The 22,652-nt window shown below is 68.1% G+C and carries 21 protein-coding genes and 2 pseudogenes; 7 read left to right on the forward strand and 16 right to left on the reverse strand.

Annotated features, from left to right (window positions below; all coding sequences use genetic code 11):
• Positions 1 to 43: 43 nt before the first annotated feature.
• The 6 genes from QP166_RS01590 to QP166_RS01615 all read right to left on the reverse strand — a co-directional run bounded on the left by QP166_RS01590 (position 44) and on the right by QP166_RS01615 (position 6,432).
• The gene (locus QP166_RS01590; protein ID WP_333914326.1) at positions 44 to 943 is read right to left on the reverse strand and encodes a sensor domain-containing diguanylate cyclase; all 900 of its coding nucleotides are present in this window, start codon (positions 941 to 943) and stop codon (positions 44 to 46) included.
• 91 nt (positions 944 to 1,034) lie between these two features.
• Positions 1,035 to 1,706: a nucleotidyltransferase family protein gene (locus tag QP166_RS01595; protein ID WP_333914327.1), complete on the reverse strand. Its 672-nt coding sequence runs from the start codon at positions 1,704 to 1,706 to the stop codon at positions 1,035 to 1,037.
• Positions 1,693 to 2,616 carry an XdhC family protein gene (locus QP166_RS01600; protein WP_333914328.1) on the reverse strand — a complete coding sequence of 308 codons (924 nt, stop codon included), beginning with the start codon at positions 2,614 to 2,616 and terminating at the stop codon, positions 1,693 to 1,695. Before QP166_RS01600 ends, QP166_RS01595 begins: the two co-directional genes overlap by 14 nt.
• Positions 2,617 to 2,714: 98 nt before the next feature.
• Positions 2,715 to 4,964, reverse strand: coding sequence for a xanthine dehydrogenase family protein molybdopterin-binding subunit (locus QP166_RS01605; RefSeq protein ID WP_333914329.1), 2,250 nt, complete (start codon positions 4,962 to 4,964; stop codon positions 2,715 to 2,717).
• The gene (locus QP166_RS01610) at positions 4,961 to 5,926 is read right to left on the reverse strand and encodes an FAD binding domain-containing protein (protein WP_333914330.1); all 966 of its coding nucleotides are present in this window, start codon (positions 5,924 to 5,926) and stop codon (positions 4,961 to 4,963) included. The genes QP166_RS01605 and QP166_RS01610 overlap by 4 nt, the downstream gene beginning before the upstream one ends.
• The gene (locus QP166_RS01615) at positions 5,923 to 6,432 is read right to left on the reverse strand and encodes a 2Fe-2S iron-sulfur cluster-binding protein (protein ID WP_333914331.1); all 510 of its coding nucleotides are present in this window, start codon (positions 6,430 to 6,432) and stop codon (positions 5,923 to 5,925) included. The genes QP166_RS01610 and QP166_RS01615 overlap by 4 nt, the downstream gene beginning before the upstream one ends.
• A 128-nt stretch (positions 6,433 to 6,560) precedes the next feature.
• On the opposite strand from QP166_RS01615, the gene QP166_RS01620 reads away from it, so the two are divergent.
• Positions 6,561 to 6,821, forward strand: coding sequence for a hypothetical protein (locus QP166_RS01620; RefSeq protein ID WP_333914332.1), 261 nt, complete (start codon positions 6,561 to 6,563; stop codon positions 6,819 to 6,821).
• Positions 6,822 to 6,919: 98 nt separating this feature from the next.
• Here the strand turns inward: QP166_RS01620 and QP166_RS01625 are convergent, their stop codons facing one another.
• Positions 6,920 to 7,168 (reverse strand): hypothetical protein, encoded by a 249-nt coding sequence (locus tag QP166_RS01625; protein ID WP_333914333.1) that lies wholly within the window; start codon positions 7,166 to 7,168, stop codon positions 6,920 to 6,922.
• A 153-nt stretch (positions 7,169 to 7,321) separates the two neighbouring features.
• Positions 7,322 to 8,446, reverse strand: coding sequence for an NADH:flavin oxidoreductase (locus QP166_RS01630; protein ID WP_333914334.1), 1,125 nt, complete (start codon positions 8,444 to 8,446; stop codon positions 7,322 to 7,324).
• Positions 8,447 to 8,536: 90 nt separating this feature from the next.
• On the opposite strand from QP166_RS01630, the gene QP166_RS01635 reads away from it, so the two are divergent.
• From QP166_RS01635 to QP166_RS01660, 6 genes and pseudogenes are all read left to right on the forward strand, one after another.
• Positions 8,537 to 8,926: a winged helix-turn-helix transcriptional regulator gene (locus QP166_RS01635; protein ID WP_333914335.1), complete on the forward strand. Its 390-nt coding sequence runs from the start codon at positions 8,537 to 8,539 to the stop codon at positions 8,924 to 8,926.
• Positions 8,927 to 9,034: 108 nt separating this feature from the next.
• On the forward strand, positions 9,035 to 9,637 hold the full coding sequence (locus tag QP166_RS01640) for an LLM class flavin-dependent oxidoreductase (RefSeq protein ID WP_333914336.1): 603 nt from the start codon (positions 9,035 to 9,037) through the stop codon (positions 9,635 to 9,637).
• Entirely contained in the window at positions 9,634 to 10,050 is a 417-nt protein-coding gene (locus tag QP166_RS01645) for a hypothetical protein (protein WP_333914337.1), read from the forward strand. The genes QP166_RS01640 and QP166_RS01645 overlap by 4 nt, the downstream gene beginning before the upstream one ends.
• Positions 10,051 to 10,192: 142 nt before the next feature.
• Positions 10,193 to 11,806: an NAD(P)/FAD-dependent oxidoreductase gene (locus tag QP166_RS01650; protein ID WP_333914338.1), complete on the forward strand. Its 1,614-nt coding sequence runs from the start codon at positions 10,193 to 10,195 to the stop codon at positions 11,804 to 11,806.
• Positions 11,803 to 12,324: pseudogene (locus QP166_RS01655) on the forward strand (pseudouridine synthase); the annotation flags it as partial. The gene QP166_RS01650 and the pseudogene QP166_RS01655, both read left to right, overlap by 4 nt.
• 13 nt (positions 12,325 to 12,337) lie before the next feature.
• A complete protein-coding gene (locus QP166_RS01660) occupies positions 12,338 to 12,730 on the forward strand; it encodes a reverse transcriptase-like protein (protein ID WP_333914339.1) in 393 nt (130 codons plus the stop codon).
• 493 nt (positions 12,731 to 13,223) lie between these two features.
• On the opposite strand, the gene QP166_RS01665 is transcribed toward QP166_RS01660, so the two are convergent.
• The 8 genes and pseudogenes from QP166_RS01665 to QP166_RS01700 form a co-directional block, all read right to left on the reverse strand.
• Positions 13,224 to 14,774 carry a methyl-accepting chemotaxis protein gene (locus tag QP166_RS01665; protein ID WP_333914340.1) on the reverse strand — a complete coding sequence of 517 codons (1,551 nt, stop codon included), beginning with the start codon at positions 14,772 to 14,774 and terminating at the stop codon, positions 13,224 to 13,226.
• Positions 14,771 to 15,091, reverse strand: coding sequence for a hypothetical protein (locus tag QP166_RS01670; RefSeq protein WP_333914341.1), 321 nt, complete (start codon positions 15,089 to 15,091; stop codon positions 14,771 to 14,773). Before QP166_RS01670 ends, QP166_RS01665 begins: the two co-directional genes overlap by 4 nt.
• Positions 15,092 to 15,467: 376 nt before the next feature.
• Positions 15,468 to 15,992 carry a GNAT family N-acetyltransferase gene (locus QP166_RS01675; protein WP_333914342.1) on the reverse strand — a complete coding sequence of 175 codons (525 nt, stop codon included), beginning with the start codon at positions 15,990 to 15,992 and terminating at the stop codon, positions 15,468 to 15,470.
• A gap of 26 nt (positions 15,993 to 16,018) precedes the next feature.
• Positions 16,019 to 16,822 (reverse strand): enoyl-ACP reductase FabI, encoded by an 804-nt coding sequence (gene fabI / locus QP166_RS01680; RefSeq protein WP_333914343.1) that lies wholly within the window; start codon positions 16,820 to 16,822, stop codon positions 16,019 to 16,021.
• A 16-nt stretch (positions 16,823 to 16,838) separates the two neighbouring features.
• Positions 16,839 to 17,789 carry a YihY/virulence factor BrkB family protein gene (locus QP166_RS01685; RefSeq protein ID WP_333914344.1) on the reverse strand — a complete coding sequence of 317 codons (951 nt, stop codon included), beginning with the start codon at positions 17,787 to 17,789 and terminating at the stop codon, positions 16,839 to 16,841.
• Between the two features lie 6 nt (positions 17,790 to 17,795).
• Positions 17,796 to 18,760: pseudogene (locus QP166_RS01690) on the reverse strand (DnaJ C-terminal domain-containing protein).
• Positions 18,761 to 18,820: 60 nt separating this feature from the next.
• Positions 18,821 to 19,732 (reverse strand): transglutaminase family protein, encoded by a 912-nt coding sequence (locus QP166_RS01695; protein WP_333914345.1) that lies wholly within the window; start codon positions 19,730 to 19,732, stop codon positions 18,821 to 18,823.
• A 161-nt stretch (positions 19,733 to 19,893) separates the two neighbouring features.
• The gene (locus QP166_RS01700; protein WP_333914346.1) at positions 19,894 to 22,278 is read right to left on the reverse strand and encodes a circularly permuted type 2 ATP-grasp protein; all 2,385 of its coding nucleotides are present in this window, start codon (positions 22,276 to 22,278) and stop codon (positions 19,894 to 19,896) included.
• Positions 22,279 to 22,652 lie beyond the last annotated feature (374 nt).

Raw genomic sequence — 22,652 nt, forward strand, 5'->3', positions numbered from 1 at the left:
GCATCGATCCCCCGGCCCATGAAGGCGAGGGGAGACGTAGCACTCACGCCGAAGCGCGGAGCGCCGCCACCCCCGCACGCTCGACCCGGTTCCGCCCGTCGCGCTTGGCGCGATACAGCGCGGCGTCGACATGGCTGAACAGGTCGTTGGCGGGCTGCGGATCACGGAAGGTGCCGACACCGATCGAGATCGTCACCTTGCCATGCGGTGAATTGCCCTCGTGCGTCAGGTCGAGGCCAGCGACCGCGGCGCGCAACGCCTCGAAGAAGGCGACCGCATCGCCTTCCTCCGCCACGCGGCACGCGATCAGGAATTCCTCGCCGCCGATCCGGAACGCCATATCGTCGACATGCCCGATCCGCTTGCGAAGCAACGCGCCGATCTGCCGCAGCACCAGATCGCCCGCGGCATGGCCGTACAGGTCGTTATACGCCTTGAAGTTATCGACATCGACGATCCCGATCGACCGCACGCTGCCATCGGGTGCGGCCTCGGCGAAGGCGGGAAAGTCGATCGAATAGGCGCGCCGGTTGGGAATGCCGCACAGCGGATCGAGCCGCGCCGACCGTGCGTCGGTGACGTCGGAGAACACCCATAAACGTCCCGCGAATTCGCCGTCGGTGACGAAGGGTACGCTCCGTCGCATCAGAATTCGCCCGTCGCGCAGCAACAACTCATCCTCGACTGGCTCGGTGGTCGGCGTGACGCGGTCGACTTCGTTCAGGAACTGCGCCGGATCGATGAGTTGCTGGCAGGCGCAACCGAGCATCAGATGCTCGTCGCGCGTCGCGGCGATCTCTTTGGGAACGCCCCATTGGCGAATCAGCGCGGCGTTGCTGTAGATCACGCGCCGATCGGCGTCGATCAGCACCACGCCGTCGGGCAGTGCATCAAGTGCCAATTCAAACAATGACTTGCTGACGTTGATACCGGGATTGCTCATCGAACGTCTGCCGTTTCCGCCAAATTGGGAGGGTCGTCGGCAGCAAGCAGTAAAACTACGATATACTTGGGTAAAGAGGTTGACGCATATCTCAGGCGAGCTTGTCGATCGCCGCCTGGCGCTGCTCGCTCGATCCGGCGCGCAGCAGGTGGGCGTCGGGGCGCACCAACGCCTCGGGCGCATGGACCAGTTCACGCAACCGCTCCAGATCCGCTTGCGTGTCGACGTCGATCAGTTCGGCGGCATTGGTGACGACATGTCGCCCGGCCTGGATCAGGTCGCGCGCGCCCTGGTCGCCGGTGATCGCCAGCACGTCCTCGAACCGGTCGCGTCCGAACAGCACCGGCGGGCGCGGCGTGGTACCGTCGCTCGACGCCACCACTGCCTGGCCATCGAGATCGGCGGCGGCATCGAACAGGCGGTAGATGTGCGCCGCCGTCACGCGCGGCATATCGGCCAGCGCGATCAGCACCGCCGCCGCGTCGTGCGCGCGCGCGCACTCGACGCCCATCCGTACCGACGATGCCATGTCGCGATCCGGCGCGGCATTGTGCAAGACTTTGAAATGATGCGCCGCGTAATCGATCGTGCATCCATCGACGACGACGATCCGCTCGCGGAACGGCATGTCCTCCAGCGCGACCGCGACATGCAGGCCCAGCGGCCGCGCGAGGAATTGTTCCTCCAGCTTGTTGACCTCGCCGAAGCGATCGGAGCGGCCGGCGGCCAGCAGGATCAGGACGGTCTCTTCAACGGCGATCATGAAAGGCTCCCACCATCGCGGCGGCGATCGACAAAGCGATTTCCGCCGGGCCGATCGCGCCGATATCGATTCCCACCGGGCCATCGATGCGCTCGAGTTGATCCGCACCAACGCCCGTCGCCGCCAGTCGCTCCCGCCGCGCGGCATGGCTGCGGCGGCTGCCCAGCGCACCGACATAGGCGGCATCGCTCGCCAGCGCGGCGATCAGCGCGGGATCGTCGATCTTGATATCGTGGCTGAGCGTCACGACCGCGGTCGCGCGCCCCGGCTTCCACGCCGCGACCGCTTCGTCGGGCCAGCGATCGTCGAGCGTCACGCCCGGAAAGCGCTCCTCGGTCAGGAACCGCCCGCGCGGATCGATCACCACCACCTCGATCCCCAGCGTCGACGCGAGCGCGGCGAGGCTCTGCGCGATCTGTACCGCGCCGACGACCAACAACCGGCGTGGCGGGTCGTAGCGGTTGACGAACACCTCTCCGGTCTCTTGCGGGCGCAGGTCTGCGTGGCCGGTGGCAAGATCGGTGGACACGGTCAACGATTGACCCGCCGCACGCGCCTCGGCGATGCGATCGAACAATTCGGGATCGAAGCCCTCGGCGCCGACCGGCTGGACCATCACCGAAATCTCGCCACCGCACGGCAAGCCGACCTGCCATGCGCTGTCGTCCGCGACGCCATAGATCTTCACCGCGAAGGGCGCGCCCGCGATCACCTGCGCGGCGGTGTCGAGGATATCGCCCTCGACGCACCCGCCCGACACCGAGCCTTCGAACCGCCCATCGGCATGGACGAGCATATGGCTTCCACGCGGACGCGGCGCCGAACCCCACGTCGAGACGACGGTAGCGAGCGCCAGCGGCTCGCCCTTCCAGGCGGCAGCGGCGGCGAGGACGGAATCATTGTCGGCCATTGTTGTCTTTCAGAAGCCGTCGTCATTGCGAGCGGAGCGAAGCAATCCAGTGTACCGCGAGACGCCCTGGATTGCTTCGCTATGCGCGCGTTGACGAATTAGACCGCCGGCAGATCCGCCAGCAACTTGTCACAGGTAATCGGATAGTCGCGCACCCGCACACCGGTCGCATGATAGATCGCGTTGGCGATCGCTGCGCCTGCGCCAGAGATACCCAGCTCGCCGATCCCCTTGGCATGGATCGGATTGGCGTGGATATCGCGCTCGTCGAGGAACGCAACCTCGATCTGCGGAATATCGGCGTTCACCGGGACATGATATTCGGCGAGATCGCGGTTCACCACCTTGCCGTTGCGCGGATCGTGGACCAGCTCCTCGGTCAACGCCGCGCCGATCCCGAACGTCATCCCGCCAAGACATTGCGACCGCGCCGTCTTCTCGTTGAGGATTCGCCCCGCCGAGAACACGCCGAGCATCCGCTCGACGCGCACCTCGCCGGTGGTCACGTTCACCTTCACCTCTGCGAAATGCGCGCCATAGCTGGCCTGGCGGTGCAATTTCTCCTGCTTGCCTGGCGCGATCGTGCCGGTGACGCTCAGGCCGTCGCCGACCAGGTCGCCGATCTCGACCGCCCGGTTCTCGGCGATCGCGCGGCCATCCTTCAGCGTCATCGCGTCCACCTCGACGCCCATCGCCTTGGCGAGTTTCTCGCGCAGCCCTTCGCACGCCAGATAGACCGACGATCCCGAAGAGCCCGCGCCCCACGATCCGCCGGACCCTGCCGAAGGCGGGGCGGCGCCATCGCCGAGCTGCACCGTGACGCTCGTTAGCGGCAGCCCCAGCGTCTCGGCGGCGATTTGTGCGAGGATCGTATAGGTGCCGGTGCCGATATCGGTCATGTCGGTCGACACGATCGCGCGCCCCTCCGCCGTCAGCTCGACCGTCGCCGACGATTTCTGGAGCATGTTCGACCGCACCGCCGCCGCGACGCCGACGCCGTGCAGCCACTCGCCGCGTCGGTCGCTCGCCGGTTCGGCCTTGCGGTCCGACCAGCCGAACAGCTCCGCGCCCTTGTCGAGGCACGGCATCAATAGCCGCGTCGAGAACGGCACGTCGTTGGTTGGATCGATCGTCGGCTCGTTGCGGCGGCGCAGTTCGATCGGGTCGATGCCGACCTGATAGGCCAGCTCGTCCATCGCGGCTTCCAGCGCCAGCATCCCGACCGCCTCGCCCGGCGCACGCATCGATCCCGCCAGCAACCAGTTCAGCCGCACCAGCTTGTGATCGATCAGCCGGTTCTCGGCGGCATAGGCGAATTGCGTGCCGATCCCGGCCGGCTCGAAATAATCCTCGCCCGGCAGATTGCTGGCCAGCGTCTCGTGACCCAGCCCGGTCAGCTTGCCATGCGCATCCGCCGCCAGCCGGATTCGCTGCTCGGTATTCGAGCGGCGGACGGTGGCGTCGAACACCTGCTGGCGCGCCATCGCGACCTTCACCGGCCGATCGAGCCGCTTCGCCGCGATCGCCGCCGCCACGCTCTCGGGCGCGATCCCCAGCTTCGACCCGAACCCGCCGCCGACATAGCGCGAGATGATCCGCACCTTGTCCTTGCCGACCCCCAGTGCCGCCGCGAGCTGCATCTGGTCGGACGCGATCATCTGATAGCTGCCGTGCAGCGTCAGCGCGCCGTCCTTCCACTCCGCGATCGAGGCATGCGGCTCCATCGCCGCCGAATTCTGGCTGGGCGTGGTATAGGTTTCGTCGATCGAGAACGCCGCGTCGACCATCGCCTTGTCGAGGTCGCCCTTCGCGATATGCGCCGGCATCTGGTCGGCGGGCGGACGGTCCGCCTGATCGCGATGCGCGGCGAAGACATATTGGCCCTCGGCCGGCTCGTACGCGACCTTCACCTGCGCCGCGGCATCGCGCGCCGCCTCGAACGTCTCGGCGACGACGATCGCGACGATCTCGCCGTGATAGTCGACCTTCTCGACCCCTTGCGTGGGCGCCTTCTTCTCGCCGCCCTGCTGCGGGTTGCGGATGAAGCTGGGGTAGTCGGTGATGACGTCGATCACGCCCGGCAGGCGGCGCGCCGCGTCCGCGACCACGTCGGTGATCTTCCCGGACCCGAACGGCGCACGCACCAGCACGCCGTAGCTCAGCCGCTCGATCGGATATTCGGCGGCATAGGTCGCCTTGCCCGATACCTTCAGCGGCCCCTCGACGCGGTCGAGCGGCTTGCCGATCACGCCCTGCGTCCCCGCGTCCAGCCAGCTGTGCGGATGCGGCTCGTTCATCGTCAGGCTGCGCGTGTCCTCGCGCCCGAGTACCTTGTCGATCAGCGTCATTGCGTCACCTCGCGCAGGCTGGCGATCAACGTACGCCGCGCCAGCGGGATCTTGAAGTCATTGGTGCCGAAGCCCTTTGCGCCATCGAGCAGCGCATCGGCAGCGGCGTTGAAGGTGGCGTCGGACGGTGCCTTGCCGACCAGCGCCGCCTCGACCGCCGGGTTCCGCCACGGCATGTGCGCGACCCCGCCGAACGCCAGCGCAGCCCTGGCGATGACACCGTCCTCGACCGTCACCACTGCCGCGACCGAGAACAAGGCGAACGCATAGGAGGCCCGGTCGCGCACCTTGCGATACAAATGCCGGCCGCCGGCCGGTGCCGGCAGCTCGACATGCGTGATGAGTTCGCCCGCCTCCAGCACATTCTCGATATGCGGCGTGTCGCCGGGCAGCCGGTAGAAGTCGGCGATCGGCACGCGGCGCTTGTCGCCGTCGGACTTCTGGGTGACGATCACCGCGTCGAGCGCGCGCATTGCCACCGGCATGTCGCCGGGGTGCGTCGCGATACACTGGCCGCTGGTGCCGAGGATCGCATGGATGCGGTTGAACCCGCCGATCGCCTCGCACCCGCTGCCCGGCTGCCGCTTGTTGCAGCCCGCCGCAGTGTCATAGAAATAATAGCAGCGCGTCCGCTGGAGCAGGTTGCCGCCGGTCGTCGCCTTGTTGCGCAACTGCCCCGAGGCACCCGCCAGCAGTGCGCGGCTCAGCACCTCGTACTTCGCGATCACGCGCTTGTCCGCGGCCAGATCGCTGTTCGGCACCAATGCACCGATCGTCAGGCCACCATCCTCGCGCTCCTCGATCGTGTCGAGATCGAGCCGGCTGATGTCGACCAGCTTGTCGGGCGTCTCCACCTGCAATTTCATCAGGTCGAGCAAGTTGGTGCCGCCGGCGATGAACCGCCCGCCCGCGCGCGTGGCATCGGCGATGCTGTCGGCCCGCGCATAGTCGAAGGTCTTCATGCGTCCACCTTCGCGTTGGAGTCCGCGACCTCACGGATCGCGTCGACGATATTGGGATAGGCGGCGCAGCGGCAGATATTGCCGCTCATCCGCTCGCTGATCTCGGCATCGTCCAGCGCGGCGCCGGTCAGATCGGCGGAAGCATGGCTCGGCCAGCCCTTCTTGACCTCGTCGAGCATCCCGACCGCCGAGCAGATCTGCCCCGGCGTGCAATAGCCGCATTGATAGCCATCGTGACGGACGAACGCCGACTGCAGCGGGTGGAGGTTCTCGGGCGTACCCAGACCCTCGATCGTCACGATCTCGTCGTCCTGATGCATCACCGCCAGCGTCAGGCAGGAATTGATCCGGCGTCCGTTGACCAGCATCGTGCATGCGCCGCACTGGCCATGGTCGCAGCCCTTCTTGGAGCCGGTCAGCCCCAGATGTTCGCGGCACAGGTCGAGCAACGAGGTACGGACATCCACCTCCGCGTCGAACGACTGGCCATTAATCGTGAAATGCATGGAATCCGCCTCTTACTGACCCGCCAAGAACGTCGGCGGAGACGGGGAGGGTCCGTGCGAACGATTCTCATAGGTTTCGTTCAGCTTTGCGCTGCTATGGGGACGCGAAAGGGCGGGAGGTCGAAATGATGCGCAAAGTGATATTCGTGCTGGCGGTGGCGCTGTCGACCAGCGGCTGTGTGCGCACCGCGTGGAACGTCGCGACACTGCCGGTGAAAGCCGTCGGCAAGACCGCCGACCTAATGACGACCAGCCCCAAGGAGCGCGACGAAAAATACGTCCGCAAGATGCGCAAGGAACAGGAACGTCGCGACAAGGAATGCCGCAAGCATCCCGAGACATGCGAGGCGGATGGCTATCAGGGACAGCGCTTGCCGGCCGGCTACTGATTCATCGTCATTGCGAGCGTAGCGAAGCAATCCAGGGCGTCCTGGTCCGACCCTGGATTGCTCCGCTACGCTCGCAATGACGAACAGGCTCGGTCACCTTACTCCGTCGACGGCGCATTCGGCTGATGCCCGTCCTTTTCTTCGCCGGCCTGACTGCCGCCGTGATAGCCGCGGTCGCTTTGCCCGCCCTGGAAGTGCCCGCCGTCCTTCCCGGTATGCGGGTTGGGATAGGCGCCGCCCTGGCTTTCGCCGCTGCTGTCGCGCCGGCTCGCCACTTCGCCGCTGCCATCGGGATCGTGCGGCGCGGTGCCTTCGCCATCGGCCTGCATCGGTTGCTTGTCGGTCATGACATCCTCCAGACCTCACCTACGCACCGACACGACAAAGGGTGCGTCAGGCGTTTGATCTGAATGACTTGGACCCGACGTCGCCTCGGCATGATGTCCTCGCGCGATTCCTCCGTCGCCCCGGCTCAAGGCCGGAACAACGGAGGCGCCGGATCACACCAATTCGGCCAGCGCGCTCGCCTCGAAGCCCTTCAGCCCTGCCGCATCGCCCGCGCGCACCTTTGCCACCCATTCCGGATCGCTGATCAGCGCACGTCCGACCGCGATCAGGTCGAATTCGTCGCGCTCCATCCGCGTCACCAGCCGATCGAGATCGGTGCTGGTCGACCCTTCGCCGCCGAACGCCGCGAGGAACTCGCCCGAGAGCCCGACCGACCCAACGCTGATCGTCGTCGCGCCCGTCAACTTCTTGGCCCAACCCGCGAAGTTGAGGCCCTCCGCGCCGTCCAGCTCGGGGAACTCGGGCTCCCAGAAGCGCCGCTGCGAGCAATGCAGCACGTTCGCGCCGGCCTCGACCAACGGCAACAGCCAGTCGGTCATCGCCTCCGGCGTCTCGGCGAGCCGCGCGCGGTAATCCTGCTGCTTCCACTGGCTGACGCGCAGGATCACCGGCATGTCGGGGCCGACCGCCGCGCGCACCGCCTTGACCACCTCGCCCGCGAACCGCGACCGCTCGCGGATCGTCGCCCCGCCGTAAGGGTCGTTGCGCTGGTTGGTGCCGCCCCAGAAGAACTGGTCGATCAGATAGCCGTGCGCGCCATGGATCTCGACCGTGTCGAAGCCGAGCGCCTTCGCCTCCGCCGCCGCGCGCGCAAAGGCGGCGATCGTGTCGGCGACATCCTCGTCGCCCATCGCCTGTCCACGCGCTTCCTCGGGCGCGTTATAGCCCGACGGGCTCTCGACGGGCTGCGGCGGCGCCCAGTCACCGGCGGGCGGCCCGTTAGTGGCGCCGGTGTGCCAGATTTGCGGCCCCATCTTGCCGCCTGCCTCATGCACCGCGTCGATCACGCCCTTCCAGCCCGACAGCGCGGCGTCGCCATGGAAGAACGGGATACCCGGATGGTTGCGCGACGACGGTCGGTCGATCACCGTTCCCTCGGACAGGATCAGCCCGACGCCCCCTTCGGCGCGGCGGCGATAGTAAGCGGCATTGGCCTCGCCGACCACGCCGCCCGGCGCCATCGTGCGCGTCATCGGCGCCATGACGATGCGGTTGGGCAGCTCCAGCGAGCCGAGCGAGAAGGGACGGAACAGCGTATCGACCGAAGCGGAGGACATCCACGGAGCCTTTTCTTGTGATTGCGGCCCTTCAGGTATATATTGGAAACCTGAGGTCAATAACGCACCTGAGATCGACTAGGTATACTCATGGAAACCACCACCCTGACGCCGCCGCACGTGTGCCAGCATTTTTCGGTCGATTGCCCCAGCCGCGCGCTGCTCGACCAGATCGCCGACAAATGGTCGATGATGGTGCTCACCGTGCTCGACGCCGGGCCGATGCGCTTCAACGCCGTACGCCGCCATCTCGAAGGCGTGACGCAAAAGGCGCTGACGCAATGCCTGCGCCGGCTGGAGCGAAACGGTATGGTCTCGCGCCGCGTGATCCCGGCGTCGCCGGTCGCGGTCGAGTACGCGATCACGCCGCTCGGGCGCTCGCTGCACCAGCCGTTCAAGGCGCTGTACCGCTGGACGATCGAGAACATGCCGCACGTCGAAGAGGCGCGTCGCAGTTTCGATGAGAAGGTGGCGGCATAATCATCCCTACGTCATTGCGAGCGGAGCGAAGCAATCCAAGGCGTCCTGGTCCGACTCTGGATTGCTTCGCTCCGCTCGCAATGACGAGCATTCTTACGGACTGAATCCATGAAAAAGATCGGCTTCCTCTCCTTCGGCCACTGGTCGGACGCGCACGGCTCCGCCACGCGCTCCGCCAGCGACGTCCTGCTCCAGTCGATCGACCTCGCCGTCGCCGCGGAGGAACTCGGCGCGGACGGCGCCTATTACCGCGTCCACCATTTCGCGCAGCAGCTCGCCTCGCCGTTCCCGCTGCTTGCAGCGGTCGGCGCGCGGACGCGCTCGATCGAGATCGGCACCGGCGTCATCGACATGCGGTACGAAAACCCCTTCTACATGACCGAGAATGCCGGCGCGGCAGACCTGATCGCGGGCGGTCGCCTGCAACTCGGGATCAGCCGCGGCTCGCCCGAGCAGGTGATCGAAGGCTGGCGCTATTTCGGCTATGCCCCCGCCGCCGGGGAGAGCGACGCCGACATGGGGCGCCGCCACAGCGAAATGTTCCTGCGCCTGTTGCAGGGCGAGGGCTTTGCCAAGCCCAATCCGCAGCCGATGTTCCCCAACCCGCCCGGCCTGCTCCGGCTCGAACCGCACGCCGCGGGCTTGCGCGATCGAATCTGGTGGGGCTCGGCGTCGAACGCCACCGCCGTGTGGGCGGCGCAGAGGGGATGAACCTGCAAAGCTCGACGCTGAAGGCCGACGAAAGCGGCGAGCCGTTCCACGTCCAGCAGGCCAAACAGATCCGCGCCTATCGCGAGGCGTGGAAGGCGGCGGGCCACACCCGCACCCCGCGCGTCTCGGTGTCGCGCTCGATCTTCGCGCTGACCGACGATCGCGACCGCGCCTATTTCGGGCGCGACGGTGGCGGCGACCAGATCGGCGTGATCGACAACATGCGCGCGGTGTTCGGCCGCTCCTACGCCGCCGAGCCCGAGCGGCTGATCGAACAGCTCCGCGCCGATGAGGCGATCGCCGAGGCGGACACGCTGCTGCTGACGGTGCCCAACCAGCTCGGCGTCGACTATAACGCGCATGTGCTGGAGAACATCCTCCGCCACGTCGCGCCTGCTTTGGGCTGGCGTTAATTCCTCTTCCCGTCATTGCGAGCGTAGCGAAGCAATCCAGGGCGTCCTGGGCCGACTCCTGTATTGCCGCGCTACGCTCGAGATGACGGGTGAAACCACAACATTCGCCTCGCCCAACGAACCCCGCTAAAGCCCCGCCGCCATGATCCGCATCACCGACCTGAAATTGCCGCTCCACCATGCCGACGAGGCGCTGCCCGCCGCGATCGTCAAGCGGCTGCGCATCACCCCGCGCGACCTGATCCGTTTTGCGGTCGCGCGGCGCGGCAATGATGCGCGCGAACATGGCAAGATCCAGCTCGTCTACACCATCGACGTCGCGGTGAAGAACGAGGGCACCGTGCTCGCGCGCAACCGCCGCGATCGCGACGTCTCGCTCACCCCCGACACCCGCTACCGCGCTCCAGAGTCTGCAAGAGACGGCGCGCCGCGCCCGGTGGTGATCGGCGCCGGCCCGTGCGGGCTCTTCGCCGCGCTGATCCTCGCGCAGGCTGGCTATCGCCCGATCGTCCTAGAGCGCGGCAAGGTGGTGCGTGAGCGGACCAAGGACACCTGGGGTCTGTGGCGGCGCAGCGTCCTCAACCCGGAATCGAACGTCCAATATGGCGAGGGCGGGGCGGGGACCTTCTCGGACGGCAAGCTCTACAGCCGCATCAAGGACCCGCGCCACCTCAACCGCAAGGTGCTGACCGAATTCGTCAAGGCCGGCGCGCCCGAGGAGATCCTCACCGAAGCGCACCCGCACATCGGCACCTTCCGGCTGGTGACGATGGTCGAGAGCATGCGCGCGACGATCGAGGAACTCGGCGGCGAATACCGCTTCTCCACCCGCGTCACCGGCTTCGACGTCGCGGAGAGTGGCGGCGAACGCCGTATCCGCGGGCTGCACCTCCACGACGGCGGCTATCTGGAGGCCGAGCATGTCGTGATGGCGATCGGCCACAGCGCGCGCGACACGTTCGGGATGCTGGTCGAGGCCGGTGTTCATGCCGAGGCCAAGCCCTTCTCGATCGGCGTCCGCATCGAACATCCGCAATCCTGGATCGACCGCGCGCGCTTCGGCCCCGATGCCGGCCATCCCGTTCTGGGCGCGGCCGAATATCACATCTCGCACCACTGCTCGAACGGCCGGACGGTCTACAGCTTCTGCATGTGCCCCGGCGGCACCGTCGTCGCCGCGACCAGCGAGGAAGGCCGCGTCGCCACCAACGGCATGAGCCAATATTCGCGCAACGAGCGCAACGCCAATTCCGGCTTCGTCGTCGCGATCGACCCCGAACGCGACTATCCCGGCGACCCGCTCGCCGGGCTGGCGCTGCAACGCCGGATCGAGGCGCAAGCCTATGTCGCGGGCGGCTCCAATTATCACGCCCCCGCGCAGCGCGTCGGCGACTTCCTCGCCGGTCGCGCCTCGACGACGCTCGGCAGCGTCGTGCCCTCGTACAAGCCCGGCGTCACCCCCACCGACCTCGCCGAATGTCTCCCCGACTTCGCGATCGCGGCGATGCGTGAGGCGATCCCGGTGTTCGGCCGCCAGATCAAGGGCTACGACCACCCCGATGTCGTGATGACCGGAGTCGAGACGCGCACCTCCTCGCCGGTGCGCTTCACGCGCGGCGAAGACATGCAGAGCCTCAACACCCGCGGCCTGTATCCGGCGGGGGAGGGCGCGGGCTATGCCGGCGGCATCCTCTCGGCGGCGGTCGACGGGATCCGGGTGGCGGAGGCGGTGGCGCAGCAGATCGCGCGCGCATGACGCTGATCCTGTTCAACAAGCCATATGATGTGCTGAGCCAGTTCACCGACCGCGGCGCGCCCACCACGCGCTCGACGCTCTCCGACTATATCGACCTGCCCGGCGTCTATCCCGCCGGACGGCTCGACCGCGACAGCGAGGGGCTGTTGCTGCTCACCGACGATGGCCGGTTGCAGGCGCGGATCGCCGATCCGAAATTCAAGCTGCCCAAGACCTATTGGGTGCAGGTCGAGGGCGTCCCCGACGATGCCGCGCTGGCGGCGCTCCGCACGGGCGTGATGCTCAAGGACGGCATGACCCTGCCTGCCGAGGCCACGCGCCTCGACGCCCCCGCCATCTGGCCGCGCACCCCGCCGATCCGCTACCGCGCGAGCATCCCCGACAGCTGGATCGCGCTGACGATCCGCGAGGGGCGCAACCGGCAGGTCCGCCGCATGACCGCGGCGGTCGGCCACCCGACGCTGCGGCTGATCCGCTGCCGGGTCGGCGAGTGGTCGCTCGGCGACCTTGCGCCGGGGAGTGGCGGCAGGCGTGAAGATTTTCTTCGACGGCGGCTATTCGCCCGCCGGGATGGAATATGCGCTGGTCGCGGGCGGGCGGACCTACATGCGCCGCGACCTCGGCGCGGGCAGCAGCATGGAGGCCGAATGGCTGGCGCTGATCGCTGCGCTGACGCTCGCGAACGATCTCGCGCTTGGCGAAGCGGTGCTGCTCGGCGACGCCGCGGCGGTGATCGCGCAGGCACACGGCGCGATCCGCTGCCCGCCGGCCTATCGCGACCATTATGAGCGTTTCCAGTCGCTGCCCCGCCCCGCCGGACGGCTGCGCATCCGCTATATCAAGCGTACGCAGAACCTGGCCGGCATTGCGCTGGAAGCGGTGCAGCAGCGGAGCATGTCCTTCCTCCACCCCCGTTCGCCCTGAACCTGTCGAAGGGCGTGTTCCAGGCACGTGCTTCGACAACCTCCGCACAACCGGAGCAGGTGCGGCGGCCTGACCGACCGATACCCCGCCACGTTGCCGCCCCCTTCGCGGATGCCGCTTCAACCGTTCCCCGTCATTCCCGCGAAGGCGGGAATCCAGAACCTCTGACGTACCGCCCCTATCGACAGACCTGCGCGTCTGGATTCCCGCCTCCGCGGGAATGACGGAAGACGGGCCGTCTTGCCGGATCAAGGCCGGGGCGACGGACGCGCGTCAGCGGAAACCCCCGCTACTCCGCCGCCGCCCTTTCGCGGATGCCGCTTCCACCCTTGCCCGTCATTCCCGCGAAGGCGGGAATCCAGAACCTCTGACGTATCGCCCCTATCGACAGACCTGCGCGTCTGGATTCCCGCCTACGCGGGAATGACGGAAAATTGGCGGTCTTGCCGGATCAAGTACGGAGCGACGGACGCACGTCAGCGAAAACCTCGCGCTACTCCGCCGCCAACCGCTCGCACGTCAGGAACGCGACGAACCGGTTGGTCGACCCATGCAGGTCGCGCGCGCTGGTCGCCAGCGCGCTCGCGCTGTTGCGCACCGTCGCCGACAGGGTCGAAGCCTTGCCGACCGTTTCGACCAGCGCCCCGATCCCGCCGCCGATCGCCTCGGCCATATCCGCCGCGCGCGCCGCGCCGCCATCGACTTCCATCGCGCTGTGGCGCTGCTCGTCGGCGGCCACCGCGATCCCGCGCGCCGCGCACGACACTTCGGCAACCGCCTGGGTCACGCTGCGGAGTTTCTGGCCGGTTTCCGCCACTCCCTCGCGGATCCCCGCGATCAGCACGCCGATGCGGTCGCTGGCGCGCGTCGTGTCGGCCGACAGCGCCTTGACCTCGCCCGCGACCACCGCGAAGCCGCGCCCCGCCTCGCCCGCACGCGACGCCTCGATCGTCGCGTTCAGCGCCAGCAGGTTGGTCTGCGCCGCGATCCGTCGAATGTCCGCCAGGAAGCCCTCGATCTGCACCGCCTGCTCCTCCAGCATTGCGGCGGTCTGGACGCTGCGCTGCGCGGCGGTGCTGACCCCGTCGGTCAGGTGCGACTGGAGCTCGGCGGCGACCGCGATCGTCTGGATCGACTGGGTCAGGTCGCGGATCGACGCGGCGACCTGAGCGATATCGGATGCCGCCTCGACCGCGCTCGTCGCCGCCGACACGGCGTCGCCGCGCGCGGCGGTGGTGCCGCCTTCGAGCTGGATCGCCGCCTGTTCGAGCCGCTCGCTCGCCTGCGCGATCCCGCCGACGATCGAGGTGACCGAGCGTTCGAACTCACTCGCCAGCATCATCAACTCGCCGCGGCGCTCCTGTGCGACCTGCGCTGCCTGTTCCTCGCGCCGTCGCCGCTCGCGCGCGGCCCGGTCTTCGGCGAGCCGCGCTTGCTCTAGCGCGTTTTCGGTGGCCCGACGGCCGTCCTCGGCAATCGCGATCAGCTCGCGCGCGCGTTGCAGGCTGCGCTCCTGCGCGGCGAACAGCCGCTCCAGCATCAGCGTGACCACGGTCAGCGCGCCGAACTGCAATCCGACCGCGACGACATGGAACAGCACCCGGCCGAGATCGCCATTGCCGTCGAACACCCAATCGGGCGCGAACCATTCGAGCAAGAGGTGATGCACCGCGGTCAGCCCGGTCGCGATCAGGATCGGCCGCCAATCGGCGAGGACCAGCAACGCCGCCATCGCGACGAAGAAATACATATGCGCGTCCATCTGCCAGGCGCGTCCTTGCAGGACGAACACCAGCAGCGCCGGCAGCACCGACGCCAGCGTGCCCATCGTGGCGCGCGCCGCCGCATCGTAGCGGCCGAGCACCATCATCGCCGTCGGCCCGATATTGGCGAGCAGCCCGACCGCAAGGATCACCGGCAGCTTGCCCCCGCCGATCACCAAGTCGCCCGCGCACAGCCCGGCGAGCACGATCCAGCCCGCCCATGCCCAGCCCCTGACGCCGTACATGCGCATCCGGTCGAGCGGATCGGTCGGCGTGCTCATGCGACGTTGGCCTGTCGCGAGGGGGTGCCGCATCCGGCGGGCGGGGCGGCGAGCATCAGGATCTGCCACGGGTGAATTACCGTCGCCATCTGCGCCCTGCTGCCCACCACCACCAGCGATCCGGGCAGCGGCCCTTCGCCGAGCAGCGCCGCACCAGAGGACAGCGCCAGCCGCGCCGTGGCGTTGACGTCGTGATTAAGCACCGGGACCAGCAGGATGCGCCCCTCGGCGGGCGGATACAGGCTCATGACGGCAAGCGCCGCGATTCCCGCGGTCACCTGTGCAGCGAGGAAGAGCCGGTCGGAAGGGTGATCCATTCCGCACCTTGTAAGATTTGGTGCTTAACGGAGTGTAATTGGTGCGCTTTTTCGCGCGTGACATCATCGCCTCGATCGATCGAGGCCCTGGGGTTTGATTCAGCTGGCTTCAACCACCTCTATCTGTACCCCGGCGAAGGCCGGGGCCCAGTTGGGAAGGTCCAGAAGATGAAGCGCGACGCACATCAGTAGCGTCCTCAACTGAGCCCCGGCCGTCGCCGGGGTACACGTCAGGATTGATGAACAGCACGCTAAAGTGCGATGACACAACGTCGAACCGGAGCCGTCATTGCGAGCGCAGCGAAGCAATGACGAACGTGGGTCGGCCCACGTCATCCTGGTCGAAAGGGAAAGTCTAACCTCTGTCTATCCCGCCCTAAGCCTCACCGAGCCGGGCGAACGCGGGCGCATGGGTAGCGGCCCCACGCTCGCCGCAGGGTATCAACCCGCCCTGGATCGGCAGCGCCATCAGATGCTCGCCCGCATAAGGCGAAGCGAAGTTCTTGGCATAATCACCGTGGAAGCCGAACCGCGTGTAGAAGGCCGGCTCACCCAGTACGAAGCACAGCACGACGCGCGCCGCCTCGATCCGCTCGATCCCGGCATGGATCAACGCCTCGGCGACGCCCTGCCGACGATAAGTCTCCGCGACCGCCACCGGAGCGAGCGCGACCGCCGCAATCGCCTTGCCGCCGACATCGACCGCCATCCGGCTGAACGCGACCGCGCCGACCAGCGCGCCACGCTCCTCATCCACAGCGACCGTCATCAGCACCATGTCGCCATCGACGCAAAGCTGCCGCACCAGATCGGCCTCGTCCGCGCGCGTAAAGACGGCCCGAAGCAGCGCGTCGATCGCGGCGACATCGCCGCCGGCCGCCGGGCGGACCGCGATCGTCACGCTCCCAATGCTCGCACCTTCAACGCTCACGCCAGCGCGATGTCGGGCGCGTCCTCGGCCTTCATCCCGATCACATTGTACCCAGCGTCGACATGGTGGATCTCGCCGGTCACGCCGCTCGCCAAATCGGAGAGCATGTACAGCCCCGCACCGCCGACGTCCTCGATCGTCACGGTCCGGCGCAGTGGGGCGTTCAGCTCGTTCCACTTGAGGATGTAGTTGAAATCGCCGATCCCGCGCGCCGCCAGCGTCTGGATCGGCCCGGCCGAGATCGCGTTGATGCGGATGTTGTCGGGGCCCAGATCGACCGCGAGATACTTGACGCTCGTCTCCAGCGCCGCCTTGGCCACGCCCATGACGTTGTAGTGCGGGATCACCTTCTCCGCGCCATAATAGGTCAGCGTCAGGATCGAGCCGCCCTCCGGCATCATCCGCCGCGCGCGCTGTGCGACCGCGACCAGCGAATAGGCGGAGATGTTCATCGTCATCAGGAAGTTGTCGAGCGTCGTGTCGTAATAGCGTCCGCGCAGCTGGGACTTGTCAGAGAAGCCGATCGCATGGACCACGAAGTCGATCGTCGGCCATTCTTCCGCCAGCGCCGCGAAGGTCGCGTCGAGCGCGTCCATATCCGACACGTCGCAATCGAACAGTCGCGCGACGCCCAGTTGCTCGGCGAGCGGCCGCACGCGCTTCTCCATCGCCGCGCCCTGATAGGAGAAGGCGAGTTCGGCACCGGCCTCGCTCAGCTTCTTGGCGATTCCCCAGGCCAGCGACTTGTCGTTGGCCAGCCCCATGATGAGCCCGCGCTTGCCCGCCATCAATTCGTTCACGCGTGTACCTGCATTATTATTCACCCTGTCCGGTCCCCTCTACAACCGGTTCGGGCGGCTCCGCCAGTGCCGCGTTGAGGTGCGCGCCGAAGACCAGTCCCAGCCCGATCAGATAGAAGAACAACAGCATCACCACCACACCCGCCAGGCTGCCATAGGTCAGGTCATAGCCGCCGAGCTGCGACAGCGCCCAGGGCAGCCCGGCGGTCATGCTCACCCACCACAGGGTCGTGAACAAGGCGCCGGGCCATTTGCGCGCATCGCTGCGGCGATATTTGCCGGGCGTCACCGAATAGAACAGCATGTAGAGCGCGCCGAACATGATCGCCGCCGGCACCAGCCGCGCGATATTGAGCCATTCGGCGACATGCTGCGCGACCGGCAGCAGGCGATAGATGAACTGCTCGGCGGCGGTCAGGATGCCCTGCACCAGAAACGCGAACAGGGCGATCACCACCGAGGCGATGATCGCGATGCTCAGCCCCAGCCGCGCGCGCCACAACGACTGCGACGAGCGCGTGCCATAGGCTTTGCGGAAGATGTCGCGGATCGTCTCCGCGAAGCTGCCGACCGTCCACAGCCCGACCAGTGCACCGAACCACAGCAGCGGCCCCGTGCGCGCTTGCAGGACATTGGCGATCGGCGTCCGCAGCACGTCCGCCACGTCGCGCGGCAGCACCGACAGGAAACTGGCCAGCCCGTGCTGCACCTCGTCGCTCTGCCCGAACAAGGACGCCACCGCCGCCGCGACGATGAAGAACGGAAACACCGTCATCAGCGCGAGATAGGCGAGGTTGCCCGCATAGATGAACCCGTCGGTCCACACGCCGATCACCGCGCGCTTGAACACCTCCCAGGCATAGGCGCCGGGGCGGAGGTGAGCGAGCTGTCGGTCGAGCCGGCGACGCGCGGCGCCGTGGTGGCGCCCGCGGTCTTCAGGCGTCAGCGATAGCGGGGCGTCGGTCACGCACGATCAGACGCCCATCGCCGCGCGGGGGTTCCCGCCGCCGTCCCAGCCGGCCACGAACGCCTTCAGCGCCGCATCGTTCGCGGGCACGTCGACCACCAGCGTCACCAACTGATCGCCACGCTCGCCGCCCTTGCGGTGGAAGCCCTTTCCCTTCAAGCGCAACGTCTTGCCGGAGGTCGCGCCGGTGGGGACGGTGATCATCACCGGATTGTCGACCGTCGGACACTTCACCTTGCCGCCCTCGACCGCTTCCTTGAGCGTGATCGGCAGGTCGAGGCGCACGTCGTCGCCGTCCCGCGTGAAGAAGCGGTGCGGCTGCACCTCGATCGTCACGATCGCGTCGCCCGCGCCGCCGGGACCGGTGTCGCCCTTGCCCGCCAGCCGCATCTGCGTGCCGGTATCCACCCCGGCGGGCAGCTTGAGATCGATCGTCGTCCCACCCGCCAGCGTCACGCGCTGCGGGGCGAGCGTCGCGGCGTCGGTGAACGGCACGCGCAGCGCATAGGCGACATTGCCGCCCTTCGCCGGCGGCTGCCGCCGTCCGAAGCCGCTGGCGAACCCGCCAGCACCGCCGCCGCCGCCGCCGCCGCGCGCGCGCCGCCGCCGAACAGCCCCTCGAAGATGTCGCTCATGTCCGGGCCGCCCGCGCCGCCGCCCATCCCGCTCATGTCGAAGCCCTCAGGCCGGAACCCGCCGTTGCCCGCCTGTCCGCGCCCGCCCGCGCCGAAGCCGAACGGCGCGGCCGGGTTGCCGTCGCCGTCGATCTCGCCACGGTCGAAGCGCGCGCGCTTGTCCTTGTCGGTCAGCAGGTCATAGGCGCTGGTGACCTGCCCGAACTTCTCCGCCGCCTTCGGATTGTCGCGGTTGCGGTCGGGATGCAGCTCCTTGGCGAGCTTGCGATACGCTTTCTTGATGTCCGCCTCGCTGGCGCCGCGCGCCACGCCCAGCGTCGCATATGGATCGGCCATGTCGTCCCCGGTTGGTGTGTTACTCGCCTATGTGGGGCAGTGTCGCGCGAAGCGCAATCGTTACGCTGGCTCCGCGATCGCCTCGACGATGCCCTCGACGATCGGCGCCACGTCGACGCTGACCTCCATCGCCTGCGCCCCCGATCCCAGCACCACGCCGTCGACCGGCGCGATCTCGGCATAGTCGCGCCCGATCGCGACGACGATATGGTCGCCTGCCATCCAGATGCCGTTGGTGGGATCGACCCCGACCCAGCCGCGCACCGGCCCGCACCAGATCAGCACCCAGGCGTGCGTCGCATCGGCGCCGACCAGCCGTTCCTGCCCGGGCGGCGGGATGGTGCGGATATAGCCCGAGGCATAAGCGGCGGGCAGCCCGGCGGCACGCAGCCCGGTCAGCATGATCTGCGCGAAATCCTGACAGACGCCGCTGCGCTTGGCGAACGCCTCGTGCGGCGGCGTGTCGACCAGGGTCGCCGTGGGATCGAACGCAAAGTCGCGCTGGATCCGCCGCGCCAGCGCGATCCCGGCCTCCAGCACGTTGCGGTCGGGCGACAGATCGGGCGCGCAATAATCGGCGATCGCACGGTCGAGCGGGATCAACGGCGACGGGAACAGATACGCCGCCGGCCCCGCCGCCGAGACGTCGCCGGACGCACGGGCGAGCGCGCAGACCTCGGCGATCGAGAGATCGCTCGCGTCGGGCACCGGCACCAGCCGGTCGACCGTCAGCCGCGCGACACTCTCGATCGTCAGCCGCCGGACCCGCTCGTCGACCACCAGCCGGGTGACATGCGCCAGCCCCGCTTCGGCATGTGCCTCGGTGGTCCGCCCGGAGGGCGCGACATGGAGCGCATATTCCTCCAGCTTCTGCCCCGGCCAGTCGATCGGCTTCAGCCGCAGGTTGCAGCGCGCGAACTTGACCGCATTGCCATAGTCGAAGCGGGTGATGTGGCGGATGTCATAGCGCATCGATCAGGCCGTTCCTCTCGCCGCCACACCCGTTCGCCCTGAGGAGAGGCTGAGCGAAGTCGAAGCCTCGTCTCGAAGGGTACGCGCGATGCTTCGAGACGGCATTTCGACTGCGCTCAATGCCTCCTCAGCACGAACGGAGGGGTAGGGGGCGAGCGGGCTCACGCCAGCGTCAACCCGCTCGCCCGCAACGGCTCCGCACCCTGCAGGAAATACCGCCGCGCGATCGCCTCCGACAGCCGGAACAGCCGATTCTCGACCTCCGACAGCGTCTCGGGATCGAGCAGTGCCGCCTGCGCCGGGGCGACCAGGGCGTGCAGTTCGGTCGCCTCGATCTGCTGCGGCTCGGCCATGCCGTCGTCGTCGAGCACCGGCAGCGCCGCCAGATGCTCGCGGATCCGCTCGACCTGGAACGCCAGCGCGCGCGGATTGCCGGGATCGAGTACCGTCAGATCGACCACCGGCACCCGCGCGATCCCGGTCAGATAGCGCTGGCGATAGCTGATCTGGCTGTCGGCGAGGTCGAGCAGCGTCGACAGATCGCCGGCCGACGCGCCGCTCATCCCGAAGATCCGCGCCGCGCGCGTGATCGCCCGCGCCCGCTCGATCCGCCGCCCGAGATCGTGGAACCGCCACGCCGCGGTCCGCCCCATATGCTCGGCCGACAGCCCGGCGATCGCGGCATAGCGGCGCTGGAGCGACCCGGCGCGGTCGAGCATCCCGCGATGCGTCGGGAAGGGCGCGTCGAGCAACCGCACCATGTCCACCGACAGCCGGTCGCGCGATCCGCCGGCGATCCGCTGCGCATGGGTGTTGATCGCCGCCACCGATTGCCAGCCGTCGCGCGCTTCCATCGCGGTGCGCGCGAAGGCGATCAACTCGGCGCGGCGGAAGCCGGTCGGGGCAGGGGCCGCGCCGCTGTCGACGATCTCGGCGACCAGCTTGGCGATCGTCGCGTCATCGGGCGCCGCGCCGGTATCGGCGTCGATCGAATGGCCGAGCATCACCCGGATCGCCGCCAGCAACGCCTCGCCGCGATCCAGATAGCGCCCGAGCCAGAAGAAATTGTCCGCGACCCGGCTCGGCAAGGTGCCGGGATTGCGCCTTATGTGGAGCGAGTCCGGCGCGGGCAGCAACGAAACCGGCGAAACCGGCTCCGCACCGTGGACGCAGACGTCCGCAGACCACGTCCCTTCGCCCAGCACCGCGGCCCGCGGGTCGGGATGCTCGCCGATCCGCGCGAAGCCGCCCGGCAATACCTGCCAATTGCCCTGCGCATCGCGCGCCGCGAACACCCGCAGCGTGAACGGGCGTGGCTCCAGCCGGTCCTCGATGATGACCGGCATCGTCGACAGCCGCACGATTTCCTGCCCGACGTAATCCTGCGGACGCCGCGTGAGATCGTCGAGGAATGCGGCGCGCTGCTCCTGCGTCAGGTCCGCCCCCGCGACCGGTGCCTCGCCCGGCAGTCCCAGCGTTCGCGCGCCGAACGCCGGCGACAGCAGCATCGACCCGAACTCGCCCGCGACATGCGCCGCCTCGCGCGGCTGCCCGCACCACCAGGTCGCGATATTGGGCAGGATCAGGTCCGCGCCGGTCAGCCGCGTGCTGAGTTGCGGCAGGAACGCCCCGAACGCCGGGCTTTCCAGCACCCCGGCGCCGGGCGCATTGGCGAGCACGACATTGCCCTGCGCCCAGACGTCGATCAGCCCCGGCACCCCGATCCGCGAGTGCGAATCGAACGCCAGCGGATCGAGCAGCCGCGGATCGAGCCGCCGCCACAGCGCATCGACACGCTTCAGCCCGCCGATCGTGCGGACGTACAGCCGATCCTCCAGCGCGGCGAGATCGTCGCCTTCGACCAGCAACAGCCCCAGATAGCGCGCCAGATGCGCCTGTTCGGGGTAGCTGGGATTGTAGCGCCCAGGGGTCAGCAATCCGATGCGCGGATCGCTGCGCCGGCACGCCGCGGCCAGCCCCTCGCGGAACGCCGCGAAGAACGGCGCGTGGCGACGCACGTTGAGCCGCGCCTGCAGCCCGCCTAGCGTGCGGCTGACCGCAAGCCGGTTCTCCAGCGCATAGCCCGCCCCGGTCGGCGCACGCAGGTGGTCGGCAAGCACGCGCCACTCGCCCGACGGACTGCGCCCCAGGTCGATCGCGACGAAATGCAGATGGTGCCCGCCGGGTGGCGCCAGCCCGACCAGCGGGCGCAGGAAGAACGGGCTGCCGGTGACGAGCGTCGCGGGAAAGTGCCCGCGTTCCACCAGCTTCGACGGGCCGTACAGATCGGCGAGGATCGTCTCGAACAGATCGGCGCGCTGGACGATCCCGCGCTCGATCAGGGACCATTCCTCCGCCTCGATCAGCAGCGGCATCGGGCTGACCGGCCACGGCCGCTCGCTGTCCTCGCCGATGATGCGGAAACCGGTGCCGATATCGATCGCGTGCCGCTGCACCCGCTCGCGCGCATGGCCGAGATCGTCGCCCGCGACCGCGGACAATTCCTCGAGCACCGCCAGCCACGGCGCGCCGGCACCGGCGCGCATCGTGTCGGACGACGTGCCTGCGTAATCGTCGAAGCGGCGGCGGGCGAGGGTGCCGGTATCGAAGAGGGGCTGCGTGGCCAGCGTTTCCTCCTTCAGCCAACCGGGGCGACCCTAATGCCGCGACCGGGTTAAGCAATCGGAATCGACCGCGCCGCTTAGGGTCTGTACTCAATCGCAACAAGGATCGTGATCGCCTCTGGAAGGCCGCCCACGAGGAGCGAAGCGCAGTCGGGTAGCTGCGCTACCCGCAAGCAAGCGACGATGCTGGGCGGCCTTCCAGGGGCGACCGCGAAGCGGCGGGCGGATTTTGGCGCCAGGCGGCGTCGCGCGTCGGTCACGATGCTTGGGCATCGCTCCCTCCTTGCTCCTAGCCT

Origin of the sequence: Sphingomonas sp. LR60, assembly GCF_036855935.1 — a bacterium.
GTDB lineage: Bacteria > Pseudomonadota > Alphaproteobacteria > Sphingomonadales > Sphingomonadaceae > Sphingomonas.